Source organism: Erythrobacter donghaensis, assembly GCF_001557325.1.
Classification (GTDB): Bacteria; Pseudomonadota; Alphaproteobacteria; order Sphingomonadales; family Sphingomonadaceae; genus Erythrobacter; species Erythrobacter donghaensis_B.
The window spans coordinates 1-22510 of the sequence record NZ_LSJS01000120.1 but is presented as its reverse complement, the minus strand read 5'-3'; the positions used below and the strand labels follow the sequence as shown (position 1 = coordinate 22510).

The following is a 22510-nucleotide window of genomic DNA, read 5'->3' as shown; positions in this document are numbered from 1 at the left end:
CCTATCCGGCTCACAGCGTCCGCTCACGCTCCTCGACCGAGAAGACTTCGAGGTTGTCGCCCGGCTTGATGTCGTTGGTGTCTTCCAGCACCACGCCGCATTCGAGACCCGCGCGCACTTCGTCCACGTCGTCCTTGAAGCGCCGCAGCGAGGCGATCTTGGTGGCCGAGACGATGACGTCGGCGCGGGTGAGACGCGCGAACAGGCCCTTCCTGATCGCACCCTCCAGCACCAGCAGACCCGCCGCCTTGTCCTTCTTGCCCGCCGGGAAGACCTGCTTGACCTCGGCGCGGCCCACGACCGTCTCGATCCGCTCCGGCCCGAGCTCGCCCGCCATCTCCTTGGCGACCGCGTCGGTGAGGTGGTAGATGACGTCGTAATACATCATCCGCACCCCGTCGCGCTTCACAAGGTCGCGCGCCTTGGCGTTGGGACGCACGTTGAAGCCGATGATCGGCGCCTTCGAGGCCGCCGCCAGCAGCACGTCGCTCTCGGTGATCGCGCCCACGCCCGCATTGAGCACGCGCACCTTGATCTCGTCATTCGAGAGGTTGTGGAGCGCGTTGACGATCGCCTCGACCGAACCCTGCACGTCGGCCTTCACCACCACCGGATACTCGATGACGTTGGAGGCGAGGTTGTTGAACATCGTGTCGAAATTGGTCGGCGCCAGCGCGGTGCGCTTCTCGGTCGCGATTTCCTGACGATACTTGGCGACCTCGCGGGCGCGCTGTTCGTTCTCGACCACCGTCAGGTTGTCGCCCGCAGACGGCACGCCGCCCAGGCCCAGCACCTCGACCGGCATCGAAGGGCCGGCTTCCTTCAGCTGCTGACCCTTGTCGTCGACGATCGCGCGGACGCGACCCGACTGGGTGCCGACCACGAAATTGTCGCCGCGCTTGAGCGTCCCGCGGGTGACGAGCACGGTCGCAACCGGCCCGCGGCCCTTGTCGAGCTGGGCTTCGATTACAGTCGCCTCGGCATCGCGGTCGGGCCGCGCCTTCAGCTCGAGCAGTTCGGCCTGGAGACCGATCGCCTCGATCAGCTTGTCGAGCCCCGCCCCGGTCTTGGCCGAGACTTCCACGTCCTGCACGTCGCCCGACATCGCTTCGACCACGATCTCGTGCTCGAGCAGACGTTCGCGGATCTTCTGCGGGTTGAACTCGGGCTTGTCCGACTTGGTGATCGCCACGATCATCGGCACGCCCGCGGCCTTGGTGTGGTTGATCGCCTCGATCGTCTGCGGCATGAGCCCGTCATCGCCCGCCACCACCAGGATAACGATGTCGGTGACGTTCGCCCCGCGCATGCGCATCTCGGTGAAGGCGGCGTGGCCAGGGGTGTCGAGGAAGGTGATCTTCGACTTGTCCTTGGTGGTGATCTGATAGGCGCCGATGTGCTGGGTGATGCCGCCGGCCTCGCCCTTCACCACGTCGGTGCCGCGCAGGGCATCGAGCAGGCTGGTCTTGCCGTGGTCGACGTGGCCCATGATCGTCACCACCGGCGGACGCGGCTTCTGCGTCTCGATGGGATCTTCATCGGCACTGGTGTCGATGTCGACATCGCTCGCCGAGACGCGGGTGATGTTGTGGCCGAATTCCTCGACCAGCAGCTCGGCCGTGTCCTGATCGATGGTCTGATTGACCGTGACCATCATGCCCATGTTGAACAGCGCCTTCACCAGGTCGGCGCCCTTCTCGGCCATGCGGTTGGCGAGTTCGCTGACGGTGATCGCCTCGGGGACGACCACGTCGCGGACCTGCTTTTCGCGCGGCTTCGACGGCCCGCCCTGCCCGCGGCGCTCCTTCTCGCGCGCACGCTTCAGCGCGGCGAGGCTGCGCGCACGACGGCCTTCGTCCTCGTTGAGGGCGCGGGTGACGGTGAGCTTGCCCGAACGGCGGTTGTCCTTGCCCTCGTCGGCAGGCGCGGCGCGCTTGTCGTCCTTCTTCTTGGGCTTGGCTTCGATCGTGGCGGGCCGCTTGGGCTCGGGGCGCTCGACCGGGGTGAAGCGGCGCGCGGCGGGCACGGCGGCTGCGGGAGCGGCAGCTTCGGGAGCCGCAGGCGCCTCGGCCACGGGCGCGGCCTCAGGTTCGGACGCGGCGGGCGCGCTGGCGGCCTCGGCGCGTTGGCGCTCGGCCTCTTCTTCGGCGCGGGCGCGTTCTTCGGTCCGGCGACGCTCTTCCTCTTCGGCGCGTGCACGCTCCTCGTCCTCGCGCTTGCGGGCTTCCTCGGCGAGGCGCAGGCGCTCCTCCTCGGCTTCGAGCTGGAGGCGCTTGACGCGCTCCTGCGGGGTCTCGCCGGCGGGGGCGGGACGCGCGGTGCGCGGAGCGGGCGTGGAGGCAGGCGGCGGCGGCGGCGTCGGCGCGGCCACGACCGGTTCGGGCGCGGGCGCGGGCGTCGGCGGAGCCGCCTCGCCGGGCTTGCCGAGCACGCGGCGGCGCTTCACCTCGACCACCACCTTGTTGGTGCGGCCATGGCTGAAGGTCTGCTTGACCTCGCCCGCATCCACCGACCGCTTGAGGCCGAGGGGTTTGCGGGTGCGCTGGTTGTCGTTGTCGTCGCTCATTATCGCTCGTCAGTCCTTCACGTATTCGTCAATTGCCGCTGCCCCGCCCGAAGGCGGACTTGCGTCGCCGGGCAAGTCCCGGCCGTCATCATGCGTCAGTCTCGTCCGATCATTCCCGGCGAAATGCACCAGCCGGGACACCGCCTGGAGCACGCGCTCTGCGGCGCGCATATCGCCGGCATGGCCGGCGACCCCCAGATGGACCACATTGTCGCGGCCCAATGCCACAGACAGCGCGGTGCGGTCTAGGGGCAAGACCGTGCCGCGCTCGCCCGAGCCTTCGGCGTCGTTGCCGACGCGCCAGGCCTGATCGAGCTTGCGCCGCCCGTCCTCGCTGGAATCGGACGCGTGCAGCAGCGCCGCGATCCGGCCACTTCTGGCCTGTTCGGCAATCCGGGCCGAGCCCAGCACGATATTGCCCGAGCGCAGTTCGAGCCCGAGCCGATCACCGAGGTGACGCGCAAGCGCCGCCTCGATCCGGGCGGGCAGATCCTCGGGAATGGTGAGAGGCGCACCCTTGAAGGCGCGCATCAGCGCTTTCCTGAGATGGCCATCGGCAAGCGCGTGTTCAAGCTCTGCGCGGGTCACGCCGATCCAGGCGCCCCGCCCGGGGGCCTTGGCCGCGGCATCGGGCAGCACCAGCCCGTCGGGCGAAATCGCCAGACGCACGAGGCTGTCCCGCGCCGAGATGTCCCCGGAGAGGATGCAGCGCCGCTCGCTCTCCGCCTTGGCGGGGAGCGACGGCTCGGCGATGTCGGACGTCAGGCGCTCATTGGGTGGAGTCCGCATGGGCGGCCTCCTCGGTCGGCTCGTCTTCGAACCAGTGCGCACGCGCGGCCATGATGATCTCGTTGCCTTGCTCTTCCGAGAGGCCGTATTCGCCGAGCACCCCGCCCTTGTCGCTTTCGCGCTGCGGGCGGCGCTGCGGCGGGCCATCGGCGGCCGCGCGGCGACGCGGCGCTTCGCGCTTCTTGGCGATCAGCTCGTCGGTGGCGAGATCGGCGAGATCGTCGAGCGTCTTGATCCCCGCCTTGCCGAGCGTGACCAGCATCGCCTCGGTGAGGTGCGGGATTTCGGCGAGCGCGTCCTCGACGCCCAGACCCCGGCGCACTTCGCGGTGCGCGGCTTCCTGACGCTCGAGCGCCTCGAGCGCGCGGCTCTGGAGTTCCTCGGCGAGCTCCTCGTCGAAGCCCTCGATGCTCGCGAGTTCGGCGAGGTCGACATAGGCAACTTCTTCCAGCTCGGCGAAGCCTTCGGCGACCAGCAGCTGCGACAGCGTCTCGTCGACGTCCAGTTCTTCCTCGAACATCTTGGACCGCTCGGCGAATTCCTTCGAGCGCTTCTCCGAGGCTTCTTCCTCGGTCATGATGTCGATCTGGTGGCCGGTGAGCTGGCTCGCCAGACGGACGTTCTGGCCGCGGCGGCCGATGGCCAACGACAGCTGATCGTCGGGCACCACCACCTCGATACGGCCATCATCCTCGTCGAGCACGACGCGGCTGACGGTGGCGGGCTGGAGCGCGTTCACCACGAAGGTCGCGGTGTCTTCCGACCAGGGGATGATGTCGATCTTCTCGCCCTGGAGTTCCTGCACCACCGCCTGCACGCGGCTGCCCTTCATGCCGACGCAGGCGCCGACCGGGTCGATGCTCGAATCGCGGCTGATCACGCCGATCTTGGCGCGGCTGCCCGGGTCGCGGGCGGCGGCCTTGATCTCGATGATGTTGTCGTAGATTTCGGGCACTTCCTGCGCGAACAGCTTCTTCATGAAGTCGGGATGCGCGCGGCTGAGGAAGATCTGCGGCCCGCGATTGTTGCGTTCCACCTTGGTGATCAGCGCGCGGACGCGCTCGCCGGTGCGGGCGGCTTCGCGGGGGATCTGCTGGTCGCGGCGGATCACGCCCTCGGCGCGGCCGAGGTTGACGATCACGTGGCCGAATTCGACCGACTTGATCACGCCGGTGATGACTTCGCCCTGACGGTCCTTGAATTCCTCGAACTGACGCTCACGCTCGGCATCGCGGACCTTCTGGAAGATCACCTGCTTGGCCGACTGCGCATCGATGCGGCCGAGATCGACCGGGGGCAGCGGGTCGACGATGAAGTCACCCACCTTGGCACCCGGCTGGAGCTTTTCGGCCTGCTTCAGATCGACCTGTTTGAAGTAGTCCTCGACCTCTTCGACCACCTCGACCACGCGCCACAGCGTCAGATCGCCGGTCAGCGGATCGAGCTTGGCACGGATGTCGTTCTCGGCGCCGTAGCGGTTGCGCGCCGATTTCTGGATCGCTTCTTCCATCGCCTCGATGACGATCGCCTTGTCGATCATCTTTTCCGAGGCGACCGCGTTCGCGATCGCGAGGAGTTCGGCCTTGTTGGCGGAAATGGCACTCATCAGTCGTCTGCCTTCTCTGTATCTTCTTCGATGAGTTCGTCGGCCCCGCTGGTGTCGAGCGGGCGGGTGGCGGCGATCAGCGCGTCGGTGAGGACGAGCTTTGCCGTGTGGATTTCTGCGAGCGGCAGGCGCACATCGCCCGCCTTCACTTCCTTGACGAGGACCATACCATCCTCGAGGCCCCCGAGCACGCCCTTGTTGACGCGCTGGCCGCCATAGCTCTTGTCCATGACGATCCGCACCTCGTGCCCGGCCCAGTTGGCAAAGTCCTTCTCGCGGGTGAGCGGACGGTCGATGCCGGGTGAGCTGACTTCGAGGTGATAGGCGCCTTCGACCAGCTCCTCGCCCGCCTCTTCCGCAGCGTCGATCGCGTCGGAGATGCGGCGCGAGAGGGCGGCGCACTGGTCGAGCACCAGCTGACCGGTCGCCGGGTCTTCGGCCATGATCTGGAGCGCCATGCCGCCGTCGCCGGCCTCGGACGGCACCATTGCCACGCGCACCAGTTCGAACCCGAGCGCAGTGGCCTCGGGTTCGATCAGCTGGGTCAGGCGGGCAATATCGGCCATGGATTCTTTCGTCAGCAGATCATTGCGGCAACGCGGTTTCGGGCCGGCCCCCGCGGGCGCCAGCATCCAAACCTTGTTGTCACAATGTCGGGATTGGCGCTGCACCTAGTCGGCTTTGCCCGCTTTGGCAAGCCCCTCGCGCGGCAGGAGCCTCAGGACTCGCCGGCGACCCAGCGGCGCACCTGGTCGCGCAGGGCATGACGCTCACGCAGCTCGAAGTCCTCGGCATAGCGGCGGATCGCGAGCACATCGGCCTCGCTGATCGGCTCGTCGAAGGCGACAGCGTTGATCCCGCCCCTGCCCTTGTCCGCGCCTGCGCGCTCCTCGCGAACGACGACGCCGAACAGCTCGAGAAGGCCGACCGCGACATAGCCCGACTGGCGGCAGGGCACCGGCCGGGCAAGGGCGATCCGCGCGCCGCTGCGCGAGACGTCGAGCAGGATGCACGCCTGGGTGGCGGCGACCGAGACGAAGCGCGCCGGAATCGCCAGCCGCAGGCGCGCCGAGGCGCGGCGGCCGATGGTCGACAGCCCGTGGTCCTGGGTCAGTAAGCTATGATGCCCCGCTTGCGACATCGGACGAGACTAACCGCAGGTCGTCAACGTCCGGTCGGGCGCGACCTAGGGGCAATACCTAGGTCGCGGCTTCGGGTCCACCACCCGTTGCTCCCCCGCGTTCGCTGCGGCGCCGCGTGGCTGCCCGCACGCAGCCAGGCAAATCGGTGCAGGATACCGGTGCCACCGCCCATGTCGGAGGTCCGCAGTGATCGAAGGGACTTCCGAATCTGTCAGCCGACACCCGTCAGCCGCGCCTCACTCCTGCCCCTCCATCAGCGCGTGCTTGCGGATGCAGTGGCGCAGCTGGTCATAGGTGAGGCCGAGCGCGCGGGCGGTCTGGCGCTGGTTCCAGCGGTGCTTGCCCAGCGCGTGGGCAAGGATCGCGCGCTCATGCGCGTCGACCGCGGCGCGCAGGTCCTCGATCGAGTCGAAGTTGACGCCGGCAGGCGAAGGCGCGGCAAGGCCGCCGGACCCGCCCGACGCCGAAGCCGCGGGCGCCGCGCCGGAGCGGCGGTGCTCGGGCGGACGCGGGCGCCAGGGGCTGTCGAAGGGGTCGAACTGGACATGCGCGATCGGCATGTCGTCAGCCGCCCAGCGATAGACGGCGCGCTCGACCACGTTGCGCAGTTCGCGGACGTTGCCGGGCCAGGGGTGATCCTCGAGCGCTTCCATCACGTGCGGCGCGAAGCCCGGCCAGCGCTCCCAATCGAGCTCGGCGGCCATGCGGCGGCCGAAATACTCGGCGAGCACGCCGATATCGCCCTCGCGCACGCGCAGCGGCGGCAGGGTGATGACCTCGAAGCTCAGCCGGTCGAGCAGGTCGGCGCGGAACTCGCCCGCGGCTGCGAGCGCGGGAAGGTCGTCGTTGGTCGCCGCGACGATCCGCACGTCGACCCGGATCGGGCGCGAGGCGCCGATGCGGGTGACCTCGCCATATTCGACCGCGCGCAGCAGCCGCTCCTGCGCGCCCATCGACAGCGTGCCCAATTCGTCGAGGAACAGCGTGCCGCGGTCGGCCTCCTCGAAGCGGCCCGCGCGCGACTTGGTGGCGCCGGTGAAGGCGCCCGCCTCGTGGCCGAACAGCTCGGCCTCGATCAGGGTTTCGGGGAGCGCCGCGCAGTTCATCGTCACCAGCGGCTCGTCCCAGCGGCTCGACAGGCGGTGAAGGCGTTCGGCGATCAGTTCCTTGCCCGTGCCGCGCTCGCCGATCACAAGCACGGGGCGGTTCATGGCCGCGGCGCGGGAGGCGCGTTCGACCGCGTCGAGGAAGGCCCCGGATTGGCCGATGAACTGGCTCTCGAGCTTCATGTCCAAACTATAGTGAAATTCCCCAATGCTTGGCAATAGAGACCAACGCCCTGACCACTCCCGACCCGAAAAACCGCGCGATTCCGCCATTCGCGCGGTTTGGCACACCCCGTGCAATACAGTCGGCAAGACCACGGACAAACTTGGGGAGGCCCACAATGATCGACCGCAAAGCACAAAGCGCCAGCTTCTGGAACACCAAGCTCGGCCATGCCGCGATGGCCAGCATCGCCGCGATGGTGATGATGATCGCGCTGTCCTCGCAGCTTCAGCCGACCGCCGCCAATGCGGCCCCGCTCGCCCCGGCGGGCGTCACGATCGAGATCGCCTGACGTGGGCGACCATGACCCCCTCGGGCCGGAGCGCACCCGGCAGGATGTCCCCCCTGCCGACGCCGACCGCATCACGGTGCCCACCCGCGATGCGCTGTCCGGCGATGCTCCGGCCCAACCTCCCCGTCTGCTGTCGGGCGGCACCCCCCTGTCGCGGCTCGACGCGGAAATCGAGGCCTTGCGCCGCAACCCGGGCAAGGCACAATCCGGCAGCCGCACCACCCCGCCGCAAGAGGAGCGAGTCGCTCCCCTCGACCGGGTCAACTCGTTTCTCGATGGAGTAGCCTTCATGGGCATTTTCAGCCGCACCCGTGACATCATCGCCGCCAACTTCAACGACATGCTCGACAAGGCGGATGACCCGTCGAAGATGATCCGCATGATCATCCTCGAGATGGAGGAGACCCTGATCGAGGTCCGTGCGAGCGCGGCGCGCACCATCGCCGACCAGAAGGAGATGCACCGCCACTGCGTGAAGCTCGACCGGCTCCAGGCCGACTGGGCCGAGAAGGCGCAGCTCGCGCTCAGCAAGGACCGCGAGGATCTCGCCCGTGCCGCCCTCGTCGAGAAGAAGAAGGCGGGCGACATGGCCGACCAGCTCAAGGCCGAGATCGCCGTGCTCGACGATGCCCTGCGCGCCTACGAGGCCGACATCGCCAAGCTCCAGCATCGCCTGCGCGAGGCCCGCAGCCGCCAGACCGCGATCGCCGCGCGCCTCGAAAGCGCCGAGAACCGCGTCAAGCTGCGCACGCTCATGAGCACCGAGCGCACCGACGAGGCGCTCGCCCGCTTCGACCAGCTCGAACGCCGCGTCGATTACGCCGAAGGCCGCGCCGACGCGCTGCGCATCGCCGAGGACGGCCCGCCGAGCCTCGCCGACGAAATCGCCGCGCTCGCCGGTTCGGACGCGATCGACGATGAACTCGCCGCCATGAAGAAGGCGCTCGGCAAATCGGACGAGAAGGGGGAATAAGCCATGGAAGACGTTTTTCTGCCGATCATGATCGTCGGCATGCTGTTCATCGGCCTGCCCTGGGTGATCCTGCACTACCTCACCAAGTGGAAGACCGCCGCAACCATCACCAGCGATGACGAGGTACTGCTCGAGGAGCTCTACAACCTCGCCCGCCGTCTCGATGAGCGGATGGACACGGTCGAGCGGCTGGTCGCCAGCGACGACCCCGCCTTCACCCCCGCCCGCCGCCTGATCGCCGATCAGGAGAAGGACAACCAGCAACTGCGCGAACTCGAAGCGCTGATGGCCGAGAAGAAAGGAACCCGCGCGTGAACAGCCCCCGCACCACCCTTTACCGCGACAAGCACAACGGCAAGCTGATGGGCGTGTGCGCGGGGATCGCCGACTACACCGGGGTCAACGTCTTCTGGATCCGCCTGATGGCGTTCCTCTCGATGTGGCCCACCGGCGGAGCCTCGCTGCTGGTCTACCTCGTCGCCGGCTTCCTGCTCAACAAGAAGCCGCCCTATCTCTACCGCGACGAGAACGAGCAGAAGTACTGGCAGGGCGTCCGCCAGAGCCCCAAGCGCACCGCCCGCGAAATCCGCGCGAGCTTCCGCGACATCGACCGGCGCCTGGCCGCAGTGGAAGCCCACTATGTCAGCAGCAACCCGCGCCTGACCGCCGAGATCGAGCGGCTGCGCTAAGCAAGAACGCCAGCAACAGGGACCAGCACCATGGACGTAGCACAACTGGGCGTCATGATCCCGATCATCGCCCTGATGATCCCGATCGTCGCCCTCTGGACCAAGCACCAGCAGAAGATGGCCGAAATGCAGGTCGGTGCCGCCGCCGAGCAGACCGCCGAGAAGGCCGCGCAATATGTCGGCCAGATCCAGCGGCTCGAAGACCGGGTCCAGGTGCTCGAACGCATCGTCACCGACCGCGGTTACGACATTGCGACGCAGATCGAGGCGTTGCGCGACCAGCGCCGGGTGGATGAACAGGGCGCGGGCGTGCCGCTCGGCATCGACAAGAAGGAGCGCGTGTGATGCAGGCTGCCGACTTTCTCCCCTATCTTGGCTGGATCATCGCCGGCGGTTTCACGCTCGGCGCGCTCGGGATCGCCGCCTCGTTCCAGACGACGCGGATGAAGATCAAGAACGGCTACCCGCTCGAAGGGATGTGGGGCCAGTCGCTGAAGCCGGGTTCTGACAAGCAGTCGGCCGAGCGGATCGTGCTCCTGACCCAGGAAAACGCGCAGCTGCGCGCCGAACTGGGCGCGGTCAAGGACCGGCTCGCCAATGTCGAGCGGATTGTGACTGACGGCGGCTATCACCTCGGCGCAGAGATCGACGCCCTGCGCGAGCGCGCTCTGGAAGGCCTCAAGGACAAGGGCGCGGCGTGATGGAAGAGATGGTAATCATAGCCATGACCATCGTCGCGATCGTCCTGATCGCCGGGATCAGCATCAACGGCATCGTCGACAAGGTGATCCAGGGCAAGCGGCTGCGTTACGAGGCCAAGGCTGGCCAACCGGGCCCCGAGGTGCGCGAGATTGCCGAGCGCCAGCAGATGATCGAGGATCGCCTGCGCGTGCTCGAACGCATCGCCACCGACCGCGGCAGCCTGCTCGCCGACGAGATCGAGGCGCTCAGGATCGCCAAGGAGACCGTGTGATGGACGACGAGCTCTTGTTTCTTGCCCTGATCTTCATGGTGGTGATCGTGCCGGTGGTGCTGGGCGTGGGCAGCGACATCTTCAAGCGCTGGCTCGCCTACCGCGAGAAGGAGCTCGAACTGATGGCCGACCGCTCGGCGCAGAAGGCGGCGGAATATGCCGCCAAGGTCGAGCGGCTGGAATCGCGAATGCAGGTGCTCGAACGCATCGCCACCGACCGCGGCCAGCAGCTGGCGATGGAGATCGAAGACCTGCGGATCGCCGCGGATAGCCGCACCGACAAGGAACGGATGCAGTAATGAGCAGCTGGGCGATCGTTGCCCTGGTCGCGATCCTGATCTGGGGCGTGGTGCAGGTCGCGCGTGCCAGGGCCGGGATCGTCCGCGACGAGTACGGCAACGAGAAGCTCGCCAGGCCCGAGGAGGCGGGCGGCAAGGACGAACTCGAGGCCGCCCGCCGCGAGCTCGAGGCCCTGCGCGAACGGGTCAAGGTGCTCGAGCGGATCGCCACCGACACCAACAGCGGCGAAGCACGCGAACAGGCGCGGATCGCTGCCGAAATCGAAGCGCTGCGGGCATCGCCGGCAGCCAAGAAGGAGGAACCGGACCAATGATGAGCGTTCTTCTCGATCCCACGCTGGTGCTGACCGCGGGGCTGCTCGTGGCGGTGATCGTGCTCGCGGGCGCGGCCCTGCGCGCCTGGCAGGGCTGGCTCGATCTCAAGCGCTCCGAGCTTGACCGCGTGCCGGTGGCGCGCGGCGCCGAGGAAGGCTCGGGGCTCGGCACCGCGCGCATCGAGCTGGCCGACCTCAAGGAGCGCATCCGCAAGCTCGAAGCGATCGCCAGCGGGGTCGAACTGTGAGCGGCCCGCGCACCACCGCGGCACAGGCCGGCATCGGCCTCGGCAGCGCCATCGCCGTGGCGATCAGCTGGAGCCTCCACCAGTCGATCATCTGGGCCGCGATCCACGGCTTCCTCAGCTGGTTCTACGTGATCTATTACGCGCTGACCCGTCCCGGCGGGATCGGCGGCTAAATCGCCCCTTCCGTTTCGCGCCGGCCCTCAGTAACGCGGCCGCATGCGCACCCTGTCCGACATTCTCGAAGAGTACGAATTCCTCGAAGGCGACGAGCGGTATGGCCTGCTGATCGAGCTCGGCCGCAGCCTAGAGCCCATGCCCGAGGCACTGAAGACCGATGCGACGCTGGTGCGGGGATGCTCGGCGGCGGTATGGGTCTACCCTGCCGGGACGGACGCGGACAAGCTGCACTTCCTCGCCGACAGCAACGCAGCGATCACCAAGGGCATCGTCGCGCTGGTGATCGCAGCGGTGCAGGACAGGCCCGCCGCCGAGGTCGCCGCGATGGACGTGATGGGCGCGCTCGCACCGTTCGATCTGAAAAACCAGCTGTCGAGCAACCGCACCCAGGGGGTGCCGAACATGATCGCGCTGGTGAAGGAACACGCCGCACGGCTGGCGGCTGGCTGACCATCTGGCGCACGGGGCCCTATGCCGTAAACTCGTCTTCGGGGGACAGGCGTTGTGCGAGTCGCCCCCGATGGGGAGATCCGCCATGCTCACCACTGCCAAGCCCGTCTGCTTCGTCCTTACTGCCGATCTGCCCGAGGCGCGCAGCTTCTACACCGAGACGCTGGGCCTCCGCGAAACCGGGGAAGACCCCTTCGCTGTCAGCTATGATCTGGCGGGCACCACGCTGCGCCTCACCAAGGTCGAAGGCCACGCGGCGGGCCCGCACACCGTGCTCGGCTGGCAGGTTGCCGACATCGGCGCGGCGATCACGGATTTGAACGCCAAGGGGGTCGCTTTCGCGATCTATGAAGGCTTTGGCCAGGACGCGCAGGGCGTGTGGACCGATCCCGGGTCGGGCACCAAGATAGCTTGGTTCCACGATCCCGAAGGCAACAACCTGAGCCTGACACAGTTCGGCTAGAGCTGGCCTAGAGGTTGCGCCCCACGGTCTCAAAACCCTCGGCCCCGGCACTGTCGCGCACCACGGCGATTCCGGCTTCCTTCTGCGCCTTCAGCTCGGCCTTGAGCTTGGCCGGGTCGCGCGCGAAGACGAAGCCGAAGCTCACCCCGCCCTCCTTGCCGATCGTCGCGTGGTGGAGCTTGTGCGCCTGCACGAGCCGCTTGGCGTAGCCCTTGCGCGGCACCCACTTCCAGTAGCGCTGGTGCACCAGACCGTCGTGCACGAGCGTGTAGATCACCCCGTAGAGCGTGATCCCGACCGCGAACCACCACAGCCAGTCCCAGTAGAGCGAGCCGTAGATATACATCGCGGCGTTGATCGTGCCGAAGACCACCGCGAACAGGTCGTTCTTTTCCAGCACATTGTCATGCGGCTCGTGGTGGTCGCGGTGCCAGCCCCAGCCCCAGCCGTGCATGATGTACTTGTGCGCGTACCAGGCGAACAGCTCCATCCCGATCAGCGAGGACATGACGGTCAGGAATATCTCGAGCCAGCTCATGCGGGCACCTTCTCAGCGATCTCGACACGGCCCACCCCGGCCCGGCGCGCGTCCGGGAGCGCCCACCACGGCACGTCGGGACGGCGGTGGTGTTCGAGATGATAGCCGAAATGGAAGCATGTGGCGAGGCTGACCAGCGTGCCGAAATCTTCCGACCGGGCATTGTGGTGATCGGCAAAGCCGCCGGCCGTCTCGCCCGGAATGTGGCGGTGGGTGCGGAAGGTGCCGAAATAGAACAGCTGGAGCGAGGACGCGAGCGCCGGCAGGCCATAGAGGAGCACGATCTGCACCATCGGGATCTCCAGCACCAGCCAGTAGATGCCCACCACGGTGTGCACGAACAGGATCGAGCGCCAGCCGAAATAGCGGCGGAAGAAGGTCGCGTACCAGCGCCAGAAATCGCCCGGGTTGTGCTCGTCGAAATCGGGATCGCCTGCATGACCCGACAGCTTGTGGTGGGTGAGATGCGCGTCGCGCAGGTATTTCCAGCCAAAGCCCGCGTAGAGCGCCAGCAATACCGTCCCAATACCGGCGTTGAGCCGGGGATGGCCGGGCACCAGCGTTCCGTGCATCGCATCGTGGCAGACGATGAACACGCCGACCGAGAGCCAGCACTGCACCCCGGCCATGATCAGCGCGAGCGGCCAGTTGCTCCAGGTCAGTTCGAACACGAACATCGCATAGGCGTGGATCGCCAGCCAGCTCCCGGCAATCGCCAGCGCCAGCGCAAGGCCGATGGCGCGCTGGAAGCCGTGGGGGGGCAAGGCGAAAGCGGGGTTTATCCGCAATGGGATACGCACGGGGCTGGCATAAGGATGCCTATAGAGGGCGCGCGGCAAACGGCAATTGCGTTTGCATCGCGGCCGGTTGCGCCGCCCGGTGGCGAGGCTGCGACGGGGGCGGGCGGGCCTCAACGAGGTTAGGGCCGCCCTGCCGGTTTGAGCCTCTGCTCCGCGCTCCCCTTCCCCGGCCGGAGACCATGCGCGATGAAACTGAGACCGCTCGATCAGCAGACCATCGTCATCACCGGCGGCTCGTCGGGGATCGGGCTGGCAACCGCGCGCCTTGCCGCCGAGCGCGGGGCCAATGTCGTGATCATCGCGCGCAGCGAGGACGGGCTCGAGGCCGCCGCCGCGCCGATCCGCGCCGAGGGCTGGCGCTGCGACACGATCGTCGCGGACGTTGGCAGCCGCGAGGATGTCGCCGCCGCCGTCGAGGAGGTCATCGGCCGCCACGGCGGGTTCGACACCTTCGTCAGCAATGCGGGTGTGGGCGCCTATGCGCTGCTCGAAGAGATCTCCGACACCGACCACCGCCAGGTGTTCGCGACGAACTACTGGGGCACGGTCCACTGCGCGACCGAGGCGCTGCCGCATCTCAAGGCGCACGGCGGCGCGCTGATCGTCACCGGCTCGATCGCCTCGGACATGCCCTCGCCGGTCCTGTCTGCCTATGCGGCGAGCAAGCATGCGGTGAAGGGCTATGTCGATTCCCTGAGGCTCGAACTGATGCACGAGAAGGCACCGGTCAGCGTGAGCCTGATCCAGCCCTCCGGCATCAACACGCCCTTCGTCGACAAGGCGCTGAACCAGATGAAGGCGCGCGCGATGATCCCGCCGCCGATCTATTCGCCCGATCTGGTCGCCGAGGCGATCCTCCATGCCGCGACCCGCCCCACCCGCGACATGATCGTTGGCGGCGGCGGGCGGGCGATGACGCTGCTGGCACGGGCGCTCCCCAATCTCGCCGACCGGGTGTTCCAGTACGCCTTCTTCAGCACCGCGATCGACAAGGACAAGCCGCCGCAGGACAGCAGCGTCAAGGGCTTCCACAGCGGCGGGGGCGAGGGCAAGGTCTACGGCGTCCTGCCGATGCGGCAGACCAGCCTCTACACCTTCGCGCGCAGGAAGCCGGCGGCGGCACTGGCCGGGGCGGTGATCGCCGCCGGCGCGGCCGGCGCGCTGGCTGCGGCGCTGCGCCGGCGCTAGCGCTGCGCGCGCACGAGGCGCGCGACCGCACCCCAGCTCGCCGCGAGATGATCGGCACCCGCCGCGCGCAGCCGCGCATCGTGGCCGGGCCGGATATGCGCGCCGGCGAGGAGCCCGACCACCTCCATTCCTGCCGCCTTGGCCGCCTGCACCCCGGAAGGACTATCCTCGATCACCAGACATGCCTCGGGCGCGACCGCGAGCCGCTCGGCGGCGAGCAGGTAGATGTCGGGCGCGGGCTTGCCGTTCGCGACGAGCTCGGCGCTGAACACATGCGGGCCGAACGCCGGGGCAAGCCCCAGCACCTCGAGGCACTGCGCAAGCCGCGCGGGAGAGCTCGATGAGGCGATGGCGCGCGGCATTTCTCCCAGCGCGCGGATGAAGTCCCCGGCCCCCGGCACCTCGGCCAGATCGCGGCGGAAACGTGCCGTCATCCGCGCCGACAGCCGCTCGTCCCAGCCGGGCGGCAGCGCATGGCCGAGCCCCGCCTCGATCAGCGCGATCATCTCTGCCCAGCGCGTGCCGACATAGCGCGCGTAGGATTCCTCGAGGCTCGTCGGCAGGCCGAGCGCGGTCAGCTCCTCGGCCAGAACGGCGTTGGCGAGCATCTCGCTATCGGCGATCACGCCGTCGAAATCGAAGATGACGGCGGCGTGTCGGTGCATCGCGGAAGAAGAATGCGGCGGACGACGCTCCGGAGGAACGCCGCCCGCCCGGAGCGTCAGTTGACGATGCCGATCGTGTCGGGATTGCCATCCGGATCGCCGCTCACGTTGCCGCCGTTGCCGACCGCACCCTGAAGCAGGATGCCCGACAGGTGCGGCGCGGCCATGGAGGTGCCTGACATGACGGCATATCCGCCGTTCAGCGAGGTCGAATTGACCGCCGTGCCGGGCTCCGCGAAATCGACCGGCGGGTTCCCGAAGTTCGAGAAGCTCGACCAGACATCGCCATTGGCGAAGGAGGAGACGGTGTAGACATTCGGCCCGTTGACACGCGCGGGCGAGGTGGTGGTGGCGCTGGTCGCGCTGTTTCCTGCCGCGATGACGAAGCGCACGCCGGTCGCTGCAGCGTTCAGCACCGCGGTATCCAGCGCCGAGCTGACGCCGCCGCCAAGGCTCATGTTGGCGACATCACCCGAGCGCCCGTTGGCCGCGACATAGTCGACACCGGCGATGACGCCGGAGGTGGTACCCGAACCGCGCCGGTCGAGCACGCGCACTGCCACGACGGGCGCACCCGGCGCCACGCCGACGACGCCGATAGTGTTGTTGATCGCGGCAATCGTGCCGGCCACGTGCGTGCCGTGACCGTCCCCGTCCTCCGGCGACGTATCCCTGATGAAGCTGCGCGAGCGGGCGACGTCGACGTTGAGATCGGGATGATCGAGATCAATCCCGCTGTCGATCACCCAAGCGGTTGCGAAGGTCCCGGCAGCCCCTCCGCGCACGCGGGCCACGCCCCAGGGAACGGTTTGCGCCGGCTGGGTGGTGCCGCCGCCGCCGGGCTTCCTCTGGGCGATGGTGACGACCTGATCCTGCTCGCAATAGGCGATCGAAGGATTTTTCTCGCGCATCTTGGCGAGGCCCTGTGCCGAGGCGCGGATCGAGAAGCCCTTAAGGGCCTTGGTGTAGGTATGGCCGATCTGGCCGGTGGCCTCCTGCGCGGCGGCATTGGCATGCTCGGGCACGCGCGCGGCCGACACGCTCGCGTCGAGCACGCAGATATAGCTGTCGGCGATCTTGTCGCCGGCCTTCTGCGCGCTGGCGGGCGCGGCGAGCGCCACCAGCGGCAGCCCGGCGAGAATGGCAAAGGACCCTGCTTTGATCATGTCTGATAACCCCCGTTAGGTTGACGCGCTCTCCTCTCATGAGCGCGAAGGGTGGAACCTAACAATCCTGGGGGATGGATGCGAGAAAAAGTTATCCTCTACGCAGATTTACCGTAATTTTTGAATAGGATGCGCCCGCCCCCGGAGCCGGGCTTGTGCGGCGGGAATTCGGGAAGCTGCGGCGGCTCCGGGACGGGATGGCCCGGGTCAGCTTCTGCGGGGTGCGCGCACCGGTCGCGGTGCCGTCGGGCTGGCTGCCCGGGAGTATTGCCGTGCCGTGTCCCCCGCCGCGCCTTCTCGGAGCGCCGGGGGCGCCTCTCCCGTCATTCGCCCTGGGGAAAGAAGAAGGCGCGCAGATGCTCGCCGATGCGCGCCGGGCGCAGGGTTTCGGCATCGATGCAGCACCACGAGGATTGCACCTCGGCGAGCACATCTTCGCCGCGCTTGATCAGCGTCGAATAGAAGGCGCGCGCGCCGTTGAAGCGTTCGAGCACGGTCTGCGCGATCACCGTATCTTCGAGGAAGGCGGGCTTGCGGTAGGTGATCTCGTGCTTCAGCGCGACCCACGCCTTGCTCGCCACGTCCTCGGCGGGGGCGATGCCGCGCCAATGCGCCAGCACCGCATCCTGCACCCAGCCCAGGTAGCGCGCGTTGTTGACATGACCCATGAAGTCGATGTCTTCGGCCGCCACGGTGATCGGGTGAAAGAACGGGCGCGCTGGGGATTCGGTTGCTGACATAATTGTAAACTAGCGCAAGTATATGACAAATTCCACCTGCCCGGACGGGTAAATTGCCGTAATCTTGCCACGGCTCGTGGAACAGGATTATGGGCGTCCGGTTTCGGGTCACCCCTCACGCCCTTCAACCGATGGAACCGATCATGGCCAGCCGCCCCCGCACGCTCTACGAGAAGATCTGGGACGCGCATGTCGTCGAGACGCGCGACGATGGCACGGCGCTGATCTATATCGACCGCCATCTGGTGCACGAGGTAACGAGCCCGCAGGCCTTCGAGGCGCTGAGGATCGCGGGGCGCCCGGTGCGCCGGCCCGAACTGACGCTGGCCGTGCCCGATCACAACCTGCCGACCACGGCGCGGGTGGATGCGGGCGGCCGTCCGCTGCCCATCCTCGATCCCGAAAGCGCCGCGCAGCTTGCCGCGCTCGAGGTCAACGCCCCCGCCTTCGGCATCCGCTACATCCCCGCGACCGCGAAGGAGCAGGGGATCGTGCATGTGGTGGGGCCCGAACAGGGCTTCTCGCTGCCCGGCACCACCATCGTCTGCGGGGATTCGCACACCGCCTGTCACGGGGGCCTGGGGGCCCTCGCCTTCGGCATCGGGACGAGCGAGGTCGAGCATGTGCTGGCGACCCAGACGCTGCTGCTCCAGCAATCGAGGCCGATGGAAGTGCGGGTGGAGGGCGACCTCGGCCCCGGGGTGAGCGCCAAGGACCTGATCCTCCACATCATCGGCCGGATCGGCGCGGCGGGCGGGTCGGGCTTCGTGATCGAATATCGCGGCAAGGTGTTCGAGCGCATGACGCTCGAGGAGCGCCTCACGGTCTGCAACATGAGCATCGAGGCCGGCGCACGTGCCGGCCTGATCGCGCCGGACGACGTGACCTTCGCCTATCTGAAGGGCCGCCCGATGGCCCCAAAGGGCGCGGAATGGGACGCGGCGGTGGCCTATTGGCGCACGCTGCATACGGATGATGGCGCGGTCTTCGCCAAGTCGGTCGTGATCGACGCCGCCGCTGTCGAGCCCAGCGTCACCTGGGGCACCAGCCCCGAGGACGTCGTGCCGATCGGCGGCCGGGTGCCCTCGCCCGAAGACTTCGCCGACGAGAGCAAACGCCTCGCCGCGCAGAAATCGCTCGACTACATGGGCCTCACCCCCGGCACCCCGATGACCGAGGTCAGCATCGAGAACGTCTTCATCGGCTCCTGCACCAACAGCCGCATCGAGGACCTGCGCGCCGCCGCCGCGATCCTCAAGGGCCGCCGCAAGGCCGACAATGTGCGCTGGGCGATCGTCGTCCCCGGATCGGGCCTCGTGAAGGCACAGGCCGAGGAGGAGGGGCTCGACCGGATCTTCACCCAAGCCGGCTTCGAATGGCGCGAGCCGGGCTGCTCGGCATGCCTCGGGATGAACCCCGACAAGGTCCCGCCGGGCGAGCGCTGCGCCTCGACCAGCAACCGCAATTTCGTGGGGAGACAGGGCCCGGGCGCGCGCACGCACCTCGTCTCCCCCGCGATGGCCGCGGCGGCGGCGGTGGCAGGGCGGCTCGCCGACGTGCGCGAACTCGTCTGATGCGCTGGCCGTTCGGACGCAAGGAGCAAAGCGCCGCCGAGAAGCTGCGCGGTGAATGGCAATGCAGCAATTGCGGTACACACCATTCCGGGATGTTCGATCTTTCTCCGCTTTCGCCAGACCCATGGCCTTACGCGAGGGACTACGAACCGAATGCCGACCTGCGGATGGATGGCGACTTCCTGAGCGACGACTTCTGCGTGATGGGCGGATCGACATTCTTCGTGCGCTGCGTGCTGCCCATACCGGTCCACGGAATGGATCACGATTTCGCGTTCGGCTGCTGGGGCACGCTCAAGCGCGAAAACTTCGATCACTACATCGACCATTTCGATGCGGGGACGATACCTCCCGAAGCACCGTTCTTCAGCTGGCTGTGCAACTCGCTGCGTCCCTTCGACCTGACCAAGCCGCTTGCCTGCCAGATGCAGCCGGTTGCCGGGCGCCAGAGGCCCATGCTTTTCGTCGTCGAAGAAGACCATCCGCTTGCCGTCGCCCAACGCGATGGCATCTCGCCAGACGAGGTCATGCGGTATTACAAGTTGCACGGACACGGCGGAGTGTGACCCCAGCCCCTTGAAACCCTTGCCCACGAGGCGCATGGAATATCCATGACCGACGAAACCCCCAAGAAATCGAACACCGCCCGCACCGCCGCGATTGCCGCAGCGGGCGCCATCGGATCGGCGGCCGTGGCCGCAGCGCTGCTCTATGCCAGCAAGCGCAAGAAGAAGCCGAACGAGCCGACCCAGCCCGGCCCGATTCCTTCGGGCGAGCCGCCCGAGACCGACTGAGGCCCCCCGATGCAGCCCCTCACCCGCGTCGAAGGCCGCGCCATTCCGCTCGGCCTCAAGAATGTCGACACCGACATCATCATCCCGGCCAGGTGGCTGAAGACCATCAGCCGCGAACGCCTCGGCGCGGGCGCGTTCGAGGTGCTGCGCGCGGAACCGGGCAATGTCTTCGACGATCCCGCCTATCAGGGCGCGCCGATCCTGATCGCGGGCGACAATTACGGCTGCGGCTCCAGCCGCGAGCACGCCGCCTGGGCGATGCTCGACCTTGGCATCCGCGTGGTGATCGCGCCGAGCTTTTCCGACATCCATTCGGGCAATGCGGTCAAGAACGGCATCCTGCCCGTGGTGCTGCCGCAGGATGCGGTCGACCGGCTGCTGGAAGTGGCGCGCGAGGGGCTAGAGATCACCGTCGATCTCGAAGCGCAGACCGTCACCACCCCCTATCAGGACCGCTTCGCCTTCGAGATCGATCCGTTCCGCAAGCACTGCCTCATGAACGGCCTCGACGAGGTCGGGCTGACGATGGCGCGGGGCGAGGCGATCGGCGGGTTCGAGGCGGCGCGCACCGCGGCCCAGCCGTGGCTGATGCGCGGCACTGCCGCCTGACACACGAACAAACAGGGAGAGGACTACCGATGAAAGCCATTCGCACCCACCAGACCGGCGGGCCCGAGACCCTGACCTTGGACGAGGTCGAAACCCCCGCCCCCGGCAAGGGCGAAGTGCTGGTCGCGGTCAAGGCCTGCGCGATCAACTATCCCGACGGCCTCATCATCCGCGACATGTACCAGTTCAAGCCCGCCCGCCCCTTCTCGCCCGGCGGCGAGATTTCCGGCGTGATCGAGGCGCTCGGCGAAGGTGTCGAGGGCTTTGCGGTGGGTGACCGCGTGCTCGCCGGGATCGGCAATGGGGGCCTCGCCGAGAAGGTCGTGGTGCCCGCCGGCCGCATGTTCAAGGTGCCCGACGGCGTGCCCTTCGAGAAGGCCGCCTCGTTGCTGATGACCTACGGCACCACCATCCACGGCCTCAAGGACCGCGGACACATCAAGGCGGGCGACACCGTGCTGATCCTCGGCGCGGCGGGCGGCGTGGGCCTCTCGGCGATCGAACTCGCCAAGGCCTTTGGCGCGCGTGTGGTCGCCGCGGTCTCCTCCGAGGCAAAGGGCGAGGTCGCGCGCAAGGCCGGGGCGGACGAGGTGGTCATCTACCCCCGCGAGGCGATGGACAAGGATGCCTCAAAGGCGCTCGCCGATGCCTTCAAGAAGGCGTGCGGGCCGGAAGGCGCGAACATCGTCTACGACATCGTCGGCGGGCAATATTCCGAGCCCGCGCTGCGCGCCATCGCCTGGGAAGGCCGCTTCCTGGTGGTCGGCTTCCCCGCCGGAATCGCCAAGATGCCGCTCAACCTCACCCTGCTGAAGTCCTGCGACATCTGCGGCGTGTTCTGGGGCGCCTTCACCGCGCGCGACCCCAAGGGCTTCCACGCGCAGGTGATGGAGCTGTTCGACCTGATGGCGGCCGGCAAGATCGACCCGCTGGTAAGCGAAACCTTCCCCCTCGCCCGCGCCGGCGATGCCATCGCCAAGCTCGAGGCGCGCGAGGCGGTGGGCAAGCTCGTGGTGACGATGGATTGATGTTCCGGAGCGGGCCGGTTGGCGCTTGAAGGCGCGGCCCGCCCGCTCTATCGCTGCCCTCGGATCGTCACCCGAGGGACAACACGAACATGACCGATTTCAGGGATCGCGAACGCGCCGAGGAAGCCCATTTCGCGCTCGAGGGGGAGACCGCCTTCCGCATCCTCGCCCGCCGCAACCGTCTGCTCGGCGAATGGGCGGCGGGGCTGATGAGCCTCACCCCCGAAGAGACCGACGCCTACCGCAAGGCGGTGGTGCAGGCCGAGTTCGAGGAAGCCGGCGACGAGGACGTGGTGCGCAAGCTCCTGGGCGACCTGACGGGCGCGCAGATCGACATCGCGGAAGCCGATATCCGCGCGAAGCTCAACGAACTGGCGATCGAGGCGCGCCGCCAGCTGCTCGGCGAGGTCTGATACCATGCCCATGTCCGCACGCGAGATCACCGAGGCGATCACCGCCGCGCTCCCCGGCGCGGTGGTCGAACTGCGCGACCTTGCGGGCGACGACGACCACTGGGCGGCGACCGTCACCGCTCCGCAATTCGCCGGTCTCAGCCGCGTGGCGCAGCACAAGCTGGTCTACAATGCGCTCGGCGGGCGGATGGGCGGCGTGCTGCACGCCTTGCAAGTCACCACGGTTGTTCCCAAGTAGGCTTCATCCACCCACCACCTGCCAAGGCCGCACACCCCATGTCCGACGTCAACGCGCGCATCTCCGATCTCGTCACCAGCAACGATGTGGTGCTGTTCATGAAGGGCACGCCGCTGTTCCCGCAATGCGGCTTCTCGAGCCGCGCGGTGGCGATCCTCGACCACTGCGGCGTCGCCTATGAGAGCGTCGACGTGCTGCAGGACATGGAAATCCGCCAGGGCATCAAGAGCTTTTCCGACTGGCCGACGATCCCGCAGCTCTACGTCAAGGGCGAATTCGTCGGCGGCAGCGACATCATGATGGAGATGTTCGAGGCGGGGGAACTGCAGCAGCTGCTGAATGAGCAGGGCGTGAAGACTGCCTGATTTTGCGCACCCGCCTCCGCGGGTGCCTCCTCGGCGCTGTTCCTCCGCTGTGCTCCGGGCGCCTGCGGGCGGCCGTTCGGCC

33 protein-coding genes are annotated in these 22510 nt (G+C 67.7%); 22 read left to right on the top strand and 11 right to left on the bottom strand.

The features are described 5' to 3' along the window. Nucleotides 1–10: 10 nt before the first annotated feature. From infB to pspF, 6 genes are all read right to left on the bottom strand, one after another. Nucleotides 11–2566, bottom strand: a complete 2556-nt coding sequence (infB, locus tag AX692_RS06540; RefSeq protein WP_073977140.1) for a translation initiation factor IF-2 — start codon at nucleotides 2564–2566, stop codon at nucleotides 11–13. A 9-nt stretch (nucleotides 2567–2575) separates the two neighbouring features. Then, a complete protein-coding gene (locus tag AX692_RS06535) occupies nucleotides 2576–3355 on the bottom strand; it encodes a DUF448 domain-containing protein (RefSeq protein WP_081095182.1) in 780 nt (259 codons plus the stop codon). Then, on the bottom strand, nucleotides 3336–4964 hold the full coding sequence (nusA, locus tag AX692_RS06530) for a transcription termination factor NusA (RefSeq protein WP_073975919.1): 1629 nt from the start codon (nucleotides 4962–4964) through the stop codon (nucleotides 3336–3338). Before nusA ends, AX692_RS06535 begins: the two co-directional genes overlap by 20 nt. Further along, on the bottom strand, nucleotides 4961–5527 hold the full coding sequence (gene rimP, locus AX692_RS06525; protein ID WP_073975920.1) for a ribosome maturation protein RimP: 567 nt from the start codon (nucleotides 5525–5527) through the stop codon (nucleotides 4961–4963). The genes nusA and rimP overlap by 4 nt, the downstream gene beginning before the upstream one ends. 152 nt (nucleotides 5528–5679) lie before the next feature. Continuing rightward, the gene (locus AX692_RS06520; RefSeq protein ID WP_073975916.1) at nucleotides 5680–6102 is read right to left on the bottom strand and encodes a PilZ domain-containing protein; all 423 of its coding nucleotides are present in this window, start codon (nucleotides 6100–6102) and stop codon (nucleotides 5680–5682) included. 237 nt (nucleotides 6103–6339) lie between these two features. Further along, complete coding sequence (gene pspF, locus AX692_RS06515; RefSeq protein ID WP_073975915.1) at nucleotides 6340–7392, bottom strand: phage shock protein operon transcriptional activator; 1053 nt, start codon at nucleotides 7390–7392, stop codon at nucleotides 6340–6342. A gap of 158 nt (nucleotides 7393–7550) precedes the next feature. Here pspF and AX692_RS20040 point away from each other — a divergent pair, with 158 nt between their 5' ends. From AX692_RS20040 to AX692_RS06460, 13 genes are all read left to right on the top strand, one after another. Then, complete coding sequence (locus AX692_RS20040; protein ID WP_196490073.1) at nucleotides 7551–7724, top strand: hypothetical protein; 174 nt, start codon at nucleotides 7551–7553, stop codon at nucleotides 7722–7724. A 148-nt stretch (nucleotides 7725–7872) separates the two neighbouring features. Continuing rightward, complete coding sequence (gene pspA, locus AX692_RS06510; RefSeq protein ID WP_196490075.1) at nucleotides 7873–8697, top strand: phage shock protein PspA; 825 nt, start codon at nucleotides 7873–7875, stop codon at nucleotides 8695–8697. A gap of 3 nt (nucleotides 8698–8700) precedes the next feature. Beyond that, nucleotides 8701–9012 (top strand): envelope stress response membrane protein PspB, encoded by a 312-nt coding sequence (pspB, locus tag AX692_RS06505; RefSeq protein WP_073975914.1) that lies wholly within the window; start codon nucleotides 8701–8703, stop codon nucleotides 9010–9012. Next, a complete protein-coding gene (pspC, locus tag AX692_RS06500; RefSeq protein WP_073975913.1) occupies nucleotides 9009–9386 on the top strand; it encodes an envelope stress response membrane protein PspC in 378 nt (125 codons plus the stop codon). Before pspB ends, pspC begins: the two co-directional genes overlap by 4 nt. Nucleotides 9387–9416: 30 nt before the next feature. Next, entirely contained in the window at nucleotides 9417–9731 is a 315-nt protein-coding gene (locus tag AX692_RS06495) for a hypothetical protein (protein ID WP_073975912.1), read from the top strand. Next, nucleotides 9731–10087, top strand: coding sequence for a hypothetical protein (locus AX692_RS06490; protein ID WP_073975911.1), 357 nt, complete (start codon nucleotides 9731–9733; stop codon nucleotides 10085–10087). Before AX692_RS06495 ends, AX692_RS06490 begins: the two co-directional genes overlap by 1 nt. Next, nucleotides 10087–10359, top strand: a complete 273-nt coding sequence (locus AX692_RS06485) for a hypothetical protein (protein WP_073975910.1) — start codon at nucleotides 10087–10089, stop codon at nucleotides 10357–10359. The genes AX692_RS06490 and AX692_RS06485 overlap by 1 nt, the downstream gene beginning before the upstream one ends. Then, a complete protein-coding gene (locus AX692_RS06480) occupies nucleotides 10359–10658 on the top strand; it encodes a hypothetical protein (RefSeq protein WP_073975909.1) in 300 nt (99 codons plus the stop codon). The genes AX692_RS06485 and AX692_RS06480 overlap by 1 nt, the downstream gene beginning before the upstream one ends. Continuing rightward, nucleotides 10658–10972: a hypothetical protein gene (locus AX692_RS06475; protein ID WP_073975908.1), complete on the top strand. Its 315-nt coding sequence runs from the start codon at nucleotides 10658–10660 to the stop codon at nucleotides 10970–10972. The genes AX692_RS06480 and AX692_RS06475 overlap by 1 nt, the downstream gene beginning before the upstream one ends. Next, nucleotides 10969–11220, top strand: coding sequence for a hypothetical protein (locus AX692_RS06470; protein ID WP_081095181.1), 252 nt, complete (start codon nucleotides 10969–10971; stop codon nucleotides 11218–11220). The genes AX692_RS06475 and AX692_RS06470 overlap by 4 nt, the downstream gene beginning before the upstream one ends. Further along, on the top strand, nucleotides 11217–11393 hold the full coding sequence (locus AX692_RS20035) for a hypothetical protein (protein ID WP_196490072.1): 177 nt from the start codon (nucleotides 11217–11219) through the stop codon (nucleotides 11391–11393). Before AX692_RS06470 ends, AX692_RS20035 begins: the two co-directional genes overlap by 4 nt. A gap of 43 nt (nucleotides 11394–11436) precedes the next feature. Further along, nucleotides 11437–11847: a SufE family protein gene (locus AX692_RS06465; RefSeq protein ID WP_073975906.1), complete on the top strand. Its 411-nt coding sequence runs from the start codon at nucleotides 11437–11439 to the stop codon at nucleotides 11845–11847. 85 nt (nucleotides 11848–11932) lie between these two features. Beyond that, nucleotides 11933–12310 carry a VOC family protein gene (locus AX692_RS06460; RefSeq protein ID WP_073975905.1) on the top strand — a complete coding sequence of 126 codons (378 nt, stop codon included), beginning with the start codon at nucleotides 11933–11935 and terminating at the stop codon, nucleotides 12308–12310. A 7-nt stretch (nucleotides 12311–12317) separates the two neighbouring features. Here AX692_RS06460 and AX692_RS06455 read toward each other — a convergent pair whose 3' ends face one another. Further along, a complete protein-coding gene (locus tag AX692_RS06455; RefSeq protein ID WP_073975904.1) occupies nucleotides 12318–12848 on the bottom strand; it encodes a sterol desaturase family protein in 531 nt (176 codons plus the stop codon). Beyond that, nucleotides 12845–13612 (bottom strand): fatty acid desaturase, encoded by a 768-nt coding sequence (locus AX692_RS06450; protein WP_230961041.1) that lies wholly within the window; start codon nucleotides 13610–13612, stop codon nucleotides 12845–12847. Before AX692_RS06450 ends, AX692_RS06455 begins: the two co-directional genes overlap by 4 nt. Nucleotides 13613–13834: 222 nt before the next feature. Here AX692_RS06450 and AX692_RS06445 point away from each other — a divergent pair, with 222 nt between their 5' ends. Next, entirely contained in the window at nucleotides 13835–14836 is a 1002-nt protein-coding gene (locus AX692_RS06445) for an SDR family oxidoreductase (RefSeq protein WP_073975903.1), read from the top strand. On the opposite strand, the gene AX692_RS06440 is transcribed toward AX692_RS06445, so the two are convergent. From AX692_RS06440 to AX692_RS06430, 3 genes are all read right to left on the bottom strand, one after another. Beyond that, nucleotides 14833–15501, bottom strand: a complete 669-nt coding sequence (locus AX692_RS06440; RefSeq protein WP_073977139.1) for an HAD family hydrolase — start codon at nucleotides 15499–15501, stop codon at nucleotides 14833–14835. The genes AX692_RS06445 and AX692_RS06440 overlap by 4 nt on opposite strands. A gap of 56 nt (nucleotides 15502–15557) precedes the next feature. Continuing rightward, entirely contained in the window at nucleotides 15558–16667 is a 1110-nt protein-coding gene (locus AX692_RS06435; protein ID WP_081095180.1) for a S8 family serine peptidase, read from the bottom strand. 323 nt (nucleotides 16668–16990) lie between these two features. After that, nucleotides 16991–17407 carry an acyl-CoA thioesterase gene (locus AX692_RS06430; RefSeq protein WP_073973555.1) on the bottom strand — a complete coding sequence of 139 codons (417 nt, stop codon included), beginning with the start codon at nucleotides 17405–17407 and terminating at the stop codon, nucleotides 16991–16993. Between the two features lie 143 nt (nucleotides 17408–17550). On the opposite strand from AX692_RS06430, the gene leuC reads away from it, so the two are divergent. The 8 genes from leuC (at nucleotide 17551) to grxD (ending at nucleotide 22428) form a co-directional block, all read left to right on the top strand. Continuing rightward, nucleotides 17551–18981: a 3-isopropylmalate dehydratase large subunit gene (gene leuC, locus AX692_RS06425; protein WP_073973564.1), complete on the top strand. Its 1431-nt coding sequence runs from the start codon at nucleotides 17551–17553 to the stop codon at nucleotides 18979–18981. Next, nucleotides 18981–19547: a DUF2199 domain-containing protein gene (locus AX692_RS06420; RefSeq protein WP_073973556.1), complete on the top strand. Its 567-nt coding sequence runs from the start codon at nucleotides 18981–18983 to the stop codon at nucleotides 19545–19547. Before leuC ends, AX692_RS06420 begins: the two co-directional genes overlap by 1 nt. Nucleotides 19548–19592: 45 nt before the next feature. Further along, nucleotides 19593–19775 carry an isopropylmalate isomerase gene (locus AX692_RS06415; protein WP_073973557.1) on the top strand — a complete coding sequence of 61 codons (183 nt, stop codon included), beginning with the start codon at nucleotides 19593–19595 and terminating at the stop codon, nucleotides 19773–19775. A gap of 9 nt (nucleotides 19776–19784) precedes the next feature. Continuing rightward, entirely contained in the window at nucleotides 19785–20384 is a 600-nt protein-coding gene (leuD, locus tag AX692_RS06410) for a 3-isopropylmalate dehydratase small subunit (RefSeq protein ID WP_073973558.1), read from the top strand. 29 nt (nucleotides 20385–20413) lie between these two features. Then, a complete protein-coding gene (locus AX692_RS06405; RefSeq protein WP_073973559.1) occupies nucleotides 20414–21412 on the top strand; it encodes an NADPH:quinone oxidoreductase family protein in 999 nt (332 codons plus the stop codon). A gap of 89 nt (nucleotides 21413–21501) precedes the next feature. Next, nucleotides 21502–21825: a DUF1476 domain-containing protein gene (locus AX692_RS06400; protein ID WP_073973560.1), complete on the top strand. Its 324-nt coding sequence runs from the start codon at nucleotides 21502–21504 to the stop codon at nucleotides 21823–21825. A gap of 4 nt (nucleotides 21826–21829) precedes the next feature. Further along, entirely contained in the window at nucleotides 21830–22063 is a 234-nt protein-coding gene (locus AX692_RS06395; RefSeq protein ID WP_073973561.1) for a BolA/IbaG family iron-sulfur metabolism protein, read from the top strand. 38 nt (nucleotides 22064–22101) lie between these two features. Further along, nucleotides 22102–22428, top strand: a complete 327-nt coding sequence (gene grxD / locus AX692_RS06390) for a Grx4 family monothiol glutaredoxin (protein ID WP_073973562.1) — start codon at nucleotides 22102–22104, stop codon at nucleotides 22426–22428. The last annotated feature ends 82 nt before the right edge of the window (nucleotides 22429–22510 follow it).

Excerpts from the sequence above, each read along its gene's own strand:
- infB (WP_073977140.1), bottom strand. The coding sequence starts at position 2,566 with ATGAGCGACGACAACGACAACCAGCGCACCCGCAAACCCCTCGGCCTC.
- AX692_RS06535 (WP_081095182.1), bottom strand. The coding sequence starts at position 3,355 with ATGCGGACTCCACCCAATGAGCGCCTGACGTCCGACATCGCCGAGCCG.
- rimP (WP_073975920.1), bottom strand. The coding sequence starts at position 5,527 with ATGGCCGATATTGCCCGCCTGACCCAGCTGATCGAACCCGAGGCCACT.
- AX692_RS06520 (WP_073975916.1), bottom strand. The coding sequence starts at position 6,102 with ATGTCGCAAGCGGGGCATCATAGCTTACTGACCCAGGACCACGGGCTG.
- pspF (WP_073975915.1), bottom strand. The coding sequence starts at position 7,392 with ATGAAGCTCGAGAGCCAGTTCATCGGCCAATCCGGGGCCTTCCTCGAC.
- AX692_RS20040 (WP_196490073.1), top strand. The coding sequence starts at position 7,551 with ATGATCGACCGCAAAGCACAAAGCGCCAGCTTCTGGAACACCAAGCTC.
- pspB (WP_073975914.1), top strand. The coding sequence starts at position 8,701 with ATGGAAGACGTTTTTCTGCCGATCATGATCGTCGGCATGCTGTTCATC.
- AX692_RS06495 (WP_073975912.1), top strand. The coding sequence starts at position 9,417 with ATGGACGTAGCACAACTGGGCGTCATGATCCCGATCATCGCCCTGATG.
- AX692_RS06490 (WP_073975911.1), top strand. The coding sequence starts at position 9,731 with ATGCAGGCTGCCGACTTTCTCCCCTATCTTGGCTGGATCATCGCCGGC.
- AX692_RS06485 (WP_073975910.1), top strand. The coding sequence starts at position 10,087 with ATGGAAGAGATGGTAATCATAGCCATGACCATCGTCGCGATCGTCCTG.
- AX692_RS06480 (WP_073975909.1), top strand. The coding sequence starts at position 10,359 with ATGGACGACGAGCTCTTGTTTCTTGCCCTGATCTTCATGGTGGTGATC.
- AX692_RS06475 (WP_073975908.1), top strand. The coding sequence starts at position 10,658 with ATGAGCAGCTGGGCGATCGTTGCCCTGGTCGCGATCCTGATCTGGGGC.
- AX692_RS06470 (WP_081095181.1), top strand. The coding sequence starts at position 10,969 with ATGATGAGCGTTCTTCTCGATCCCACGCTGGTGCTGACCGCGGGGCTG.
- AX692_RS06465 (WP_073975906.1), top strand. The coding sequence starts at position 11,437 with ATGCGCACCCTGTCCGACATTCTCGAAGAGTACGAATTCCTCGAAGGC.
- AX692_RS06460 (WP_073975905.1), top strand. The coding sequence starts at position 11,933 with ATGCTCACCACTGCCAAGCCCGTCTGCTTCGTCCTTACTGCCGATCTG.
- AX692_RS06455 (WP_073975904.1), bottom strand. The coding sequence starts at position 12,848 with ATGAGCTGGCTCGAGATATTCCTGACCGTCATGTCCTCGCTGATCGGG.
- AX692_RS06445 (WP_073975903.1), top strand. The coding sequence starts at position 13,835 with ATGAAACTGAGACCGCTCGATCAGCAGACCATCGTCATCACCGGCGGC.
- AX692_RS06440 (WP_073977139.1), bottom strand. The coding sequence starts at position 15,501 with ATGCACCGACACGCCGCCGTCATCTTCGATTTCGACGGCGTGATCGCC.
- AX692_RS06435 (WP_081095180.1), bottom strand. The coding sequence starts at position 16,667 with ATGATCAAAGCAGGGTCCTTTGCCATTCTCGCCGGGCTGCCGCTGGTG.
- AX692_RS06430 (WP_073973555.1), bottom strand. The coding sequence starts at position 17,407 with ATGTCAGCAACCGAATCCCCAGCGCGCCCGTTCTTTCACCCGATCACC.
- leuC (WP_073973564.1), top strand. The coding sequence starts at position 17,551 with ATGGCCAGCCGCCCCCGCACGCTCTACGAGAAGATCTGGGACGCGCAT.
- AX692_RS06420 (WP_073973556.1), top strand. The coding sequence starts at position 18,981 with ATGCGCTGGCCGTTCGGACGCAAGGAGCAAAGCGCCGCCGAGAAGCTG.
- AX692_RS06415 (WP_073973557.1), top strand. The coding sequence starts at position 19,593 with ATGACCGACGAAACCCCCAAGAAATCGAACACCGCCCGCACCGCCGCG.
- leuD (WP_073973558.1), top strand. The coding sequence starts at position 19,785 with ATGCAGCCCCTCACCCGCGTCGAAGGCCGCGCCATTCCGCTCGGCCTC.
- AX692_RS06405 (WP_073973559.1), top strand. The coding sequence starts at position 20,414 with ATGAAAGCCATTCGCACCCACCAGACCGGCGGGCCCGAGACCCTGACC.
- AX692_RS06400 (WP_073973560.1), top strand. The coding sequence starts at position 21,502 with ATGACCGATTTCAGGGATCGCGAACGCGCCGAGGAAGCCCATTTCGCG.
- AX692_RS06395 (WP_073973561.1), top strand. The coding sequence starts at position 21,830 with ATGCCCATGTCCGCACGCGAGATCACCGAGGCGATCACCGCCGCGCTC.
- grxD (WP_073973562.1), top strand. The coding sequence starts at position 22,102 with ATGTCCGACGTCAACGCGCGCATCTCCGATCTCGTCACCAGCAACGAT.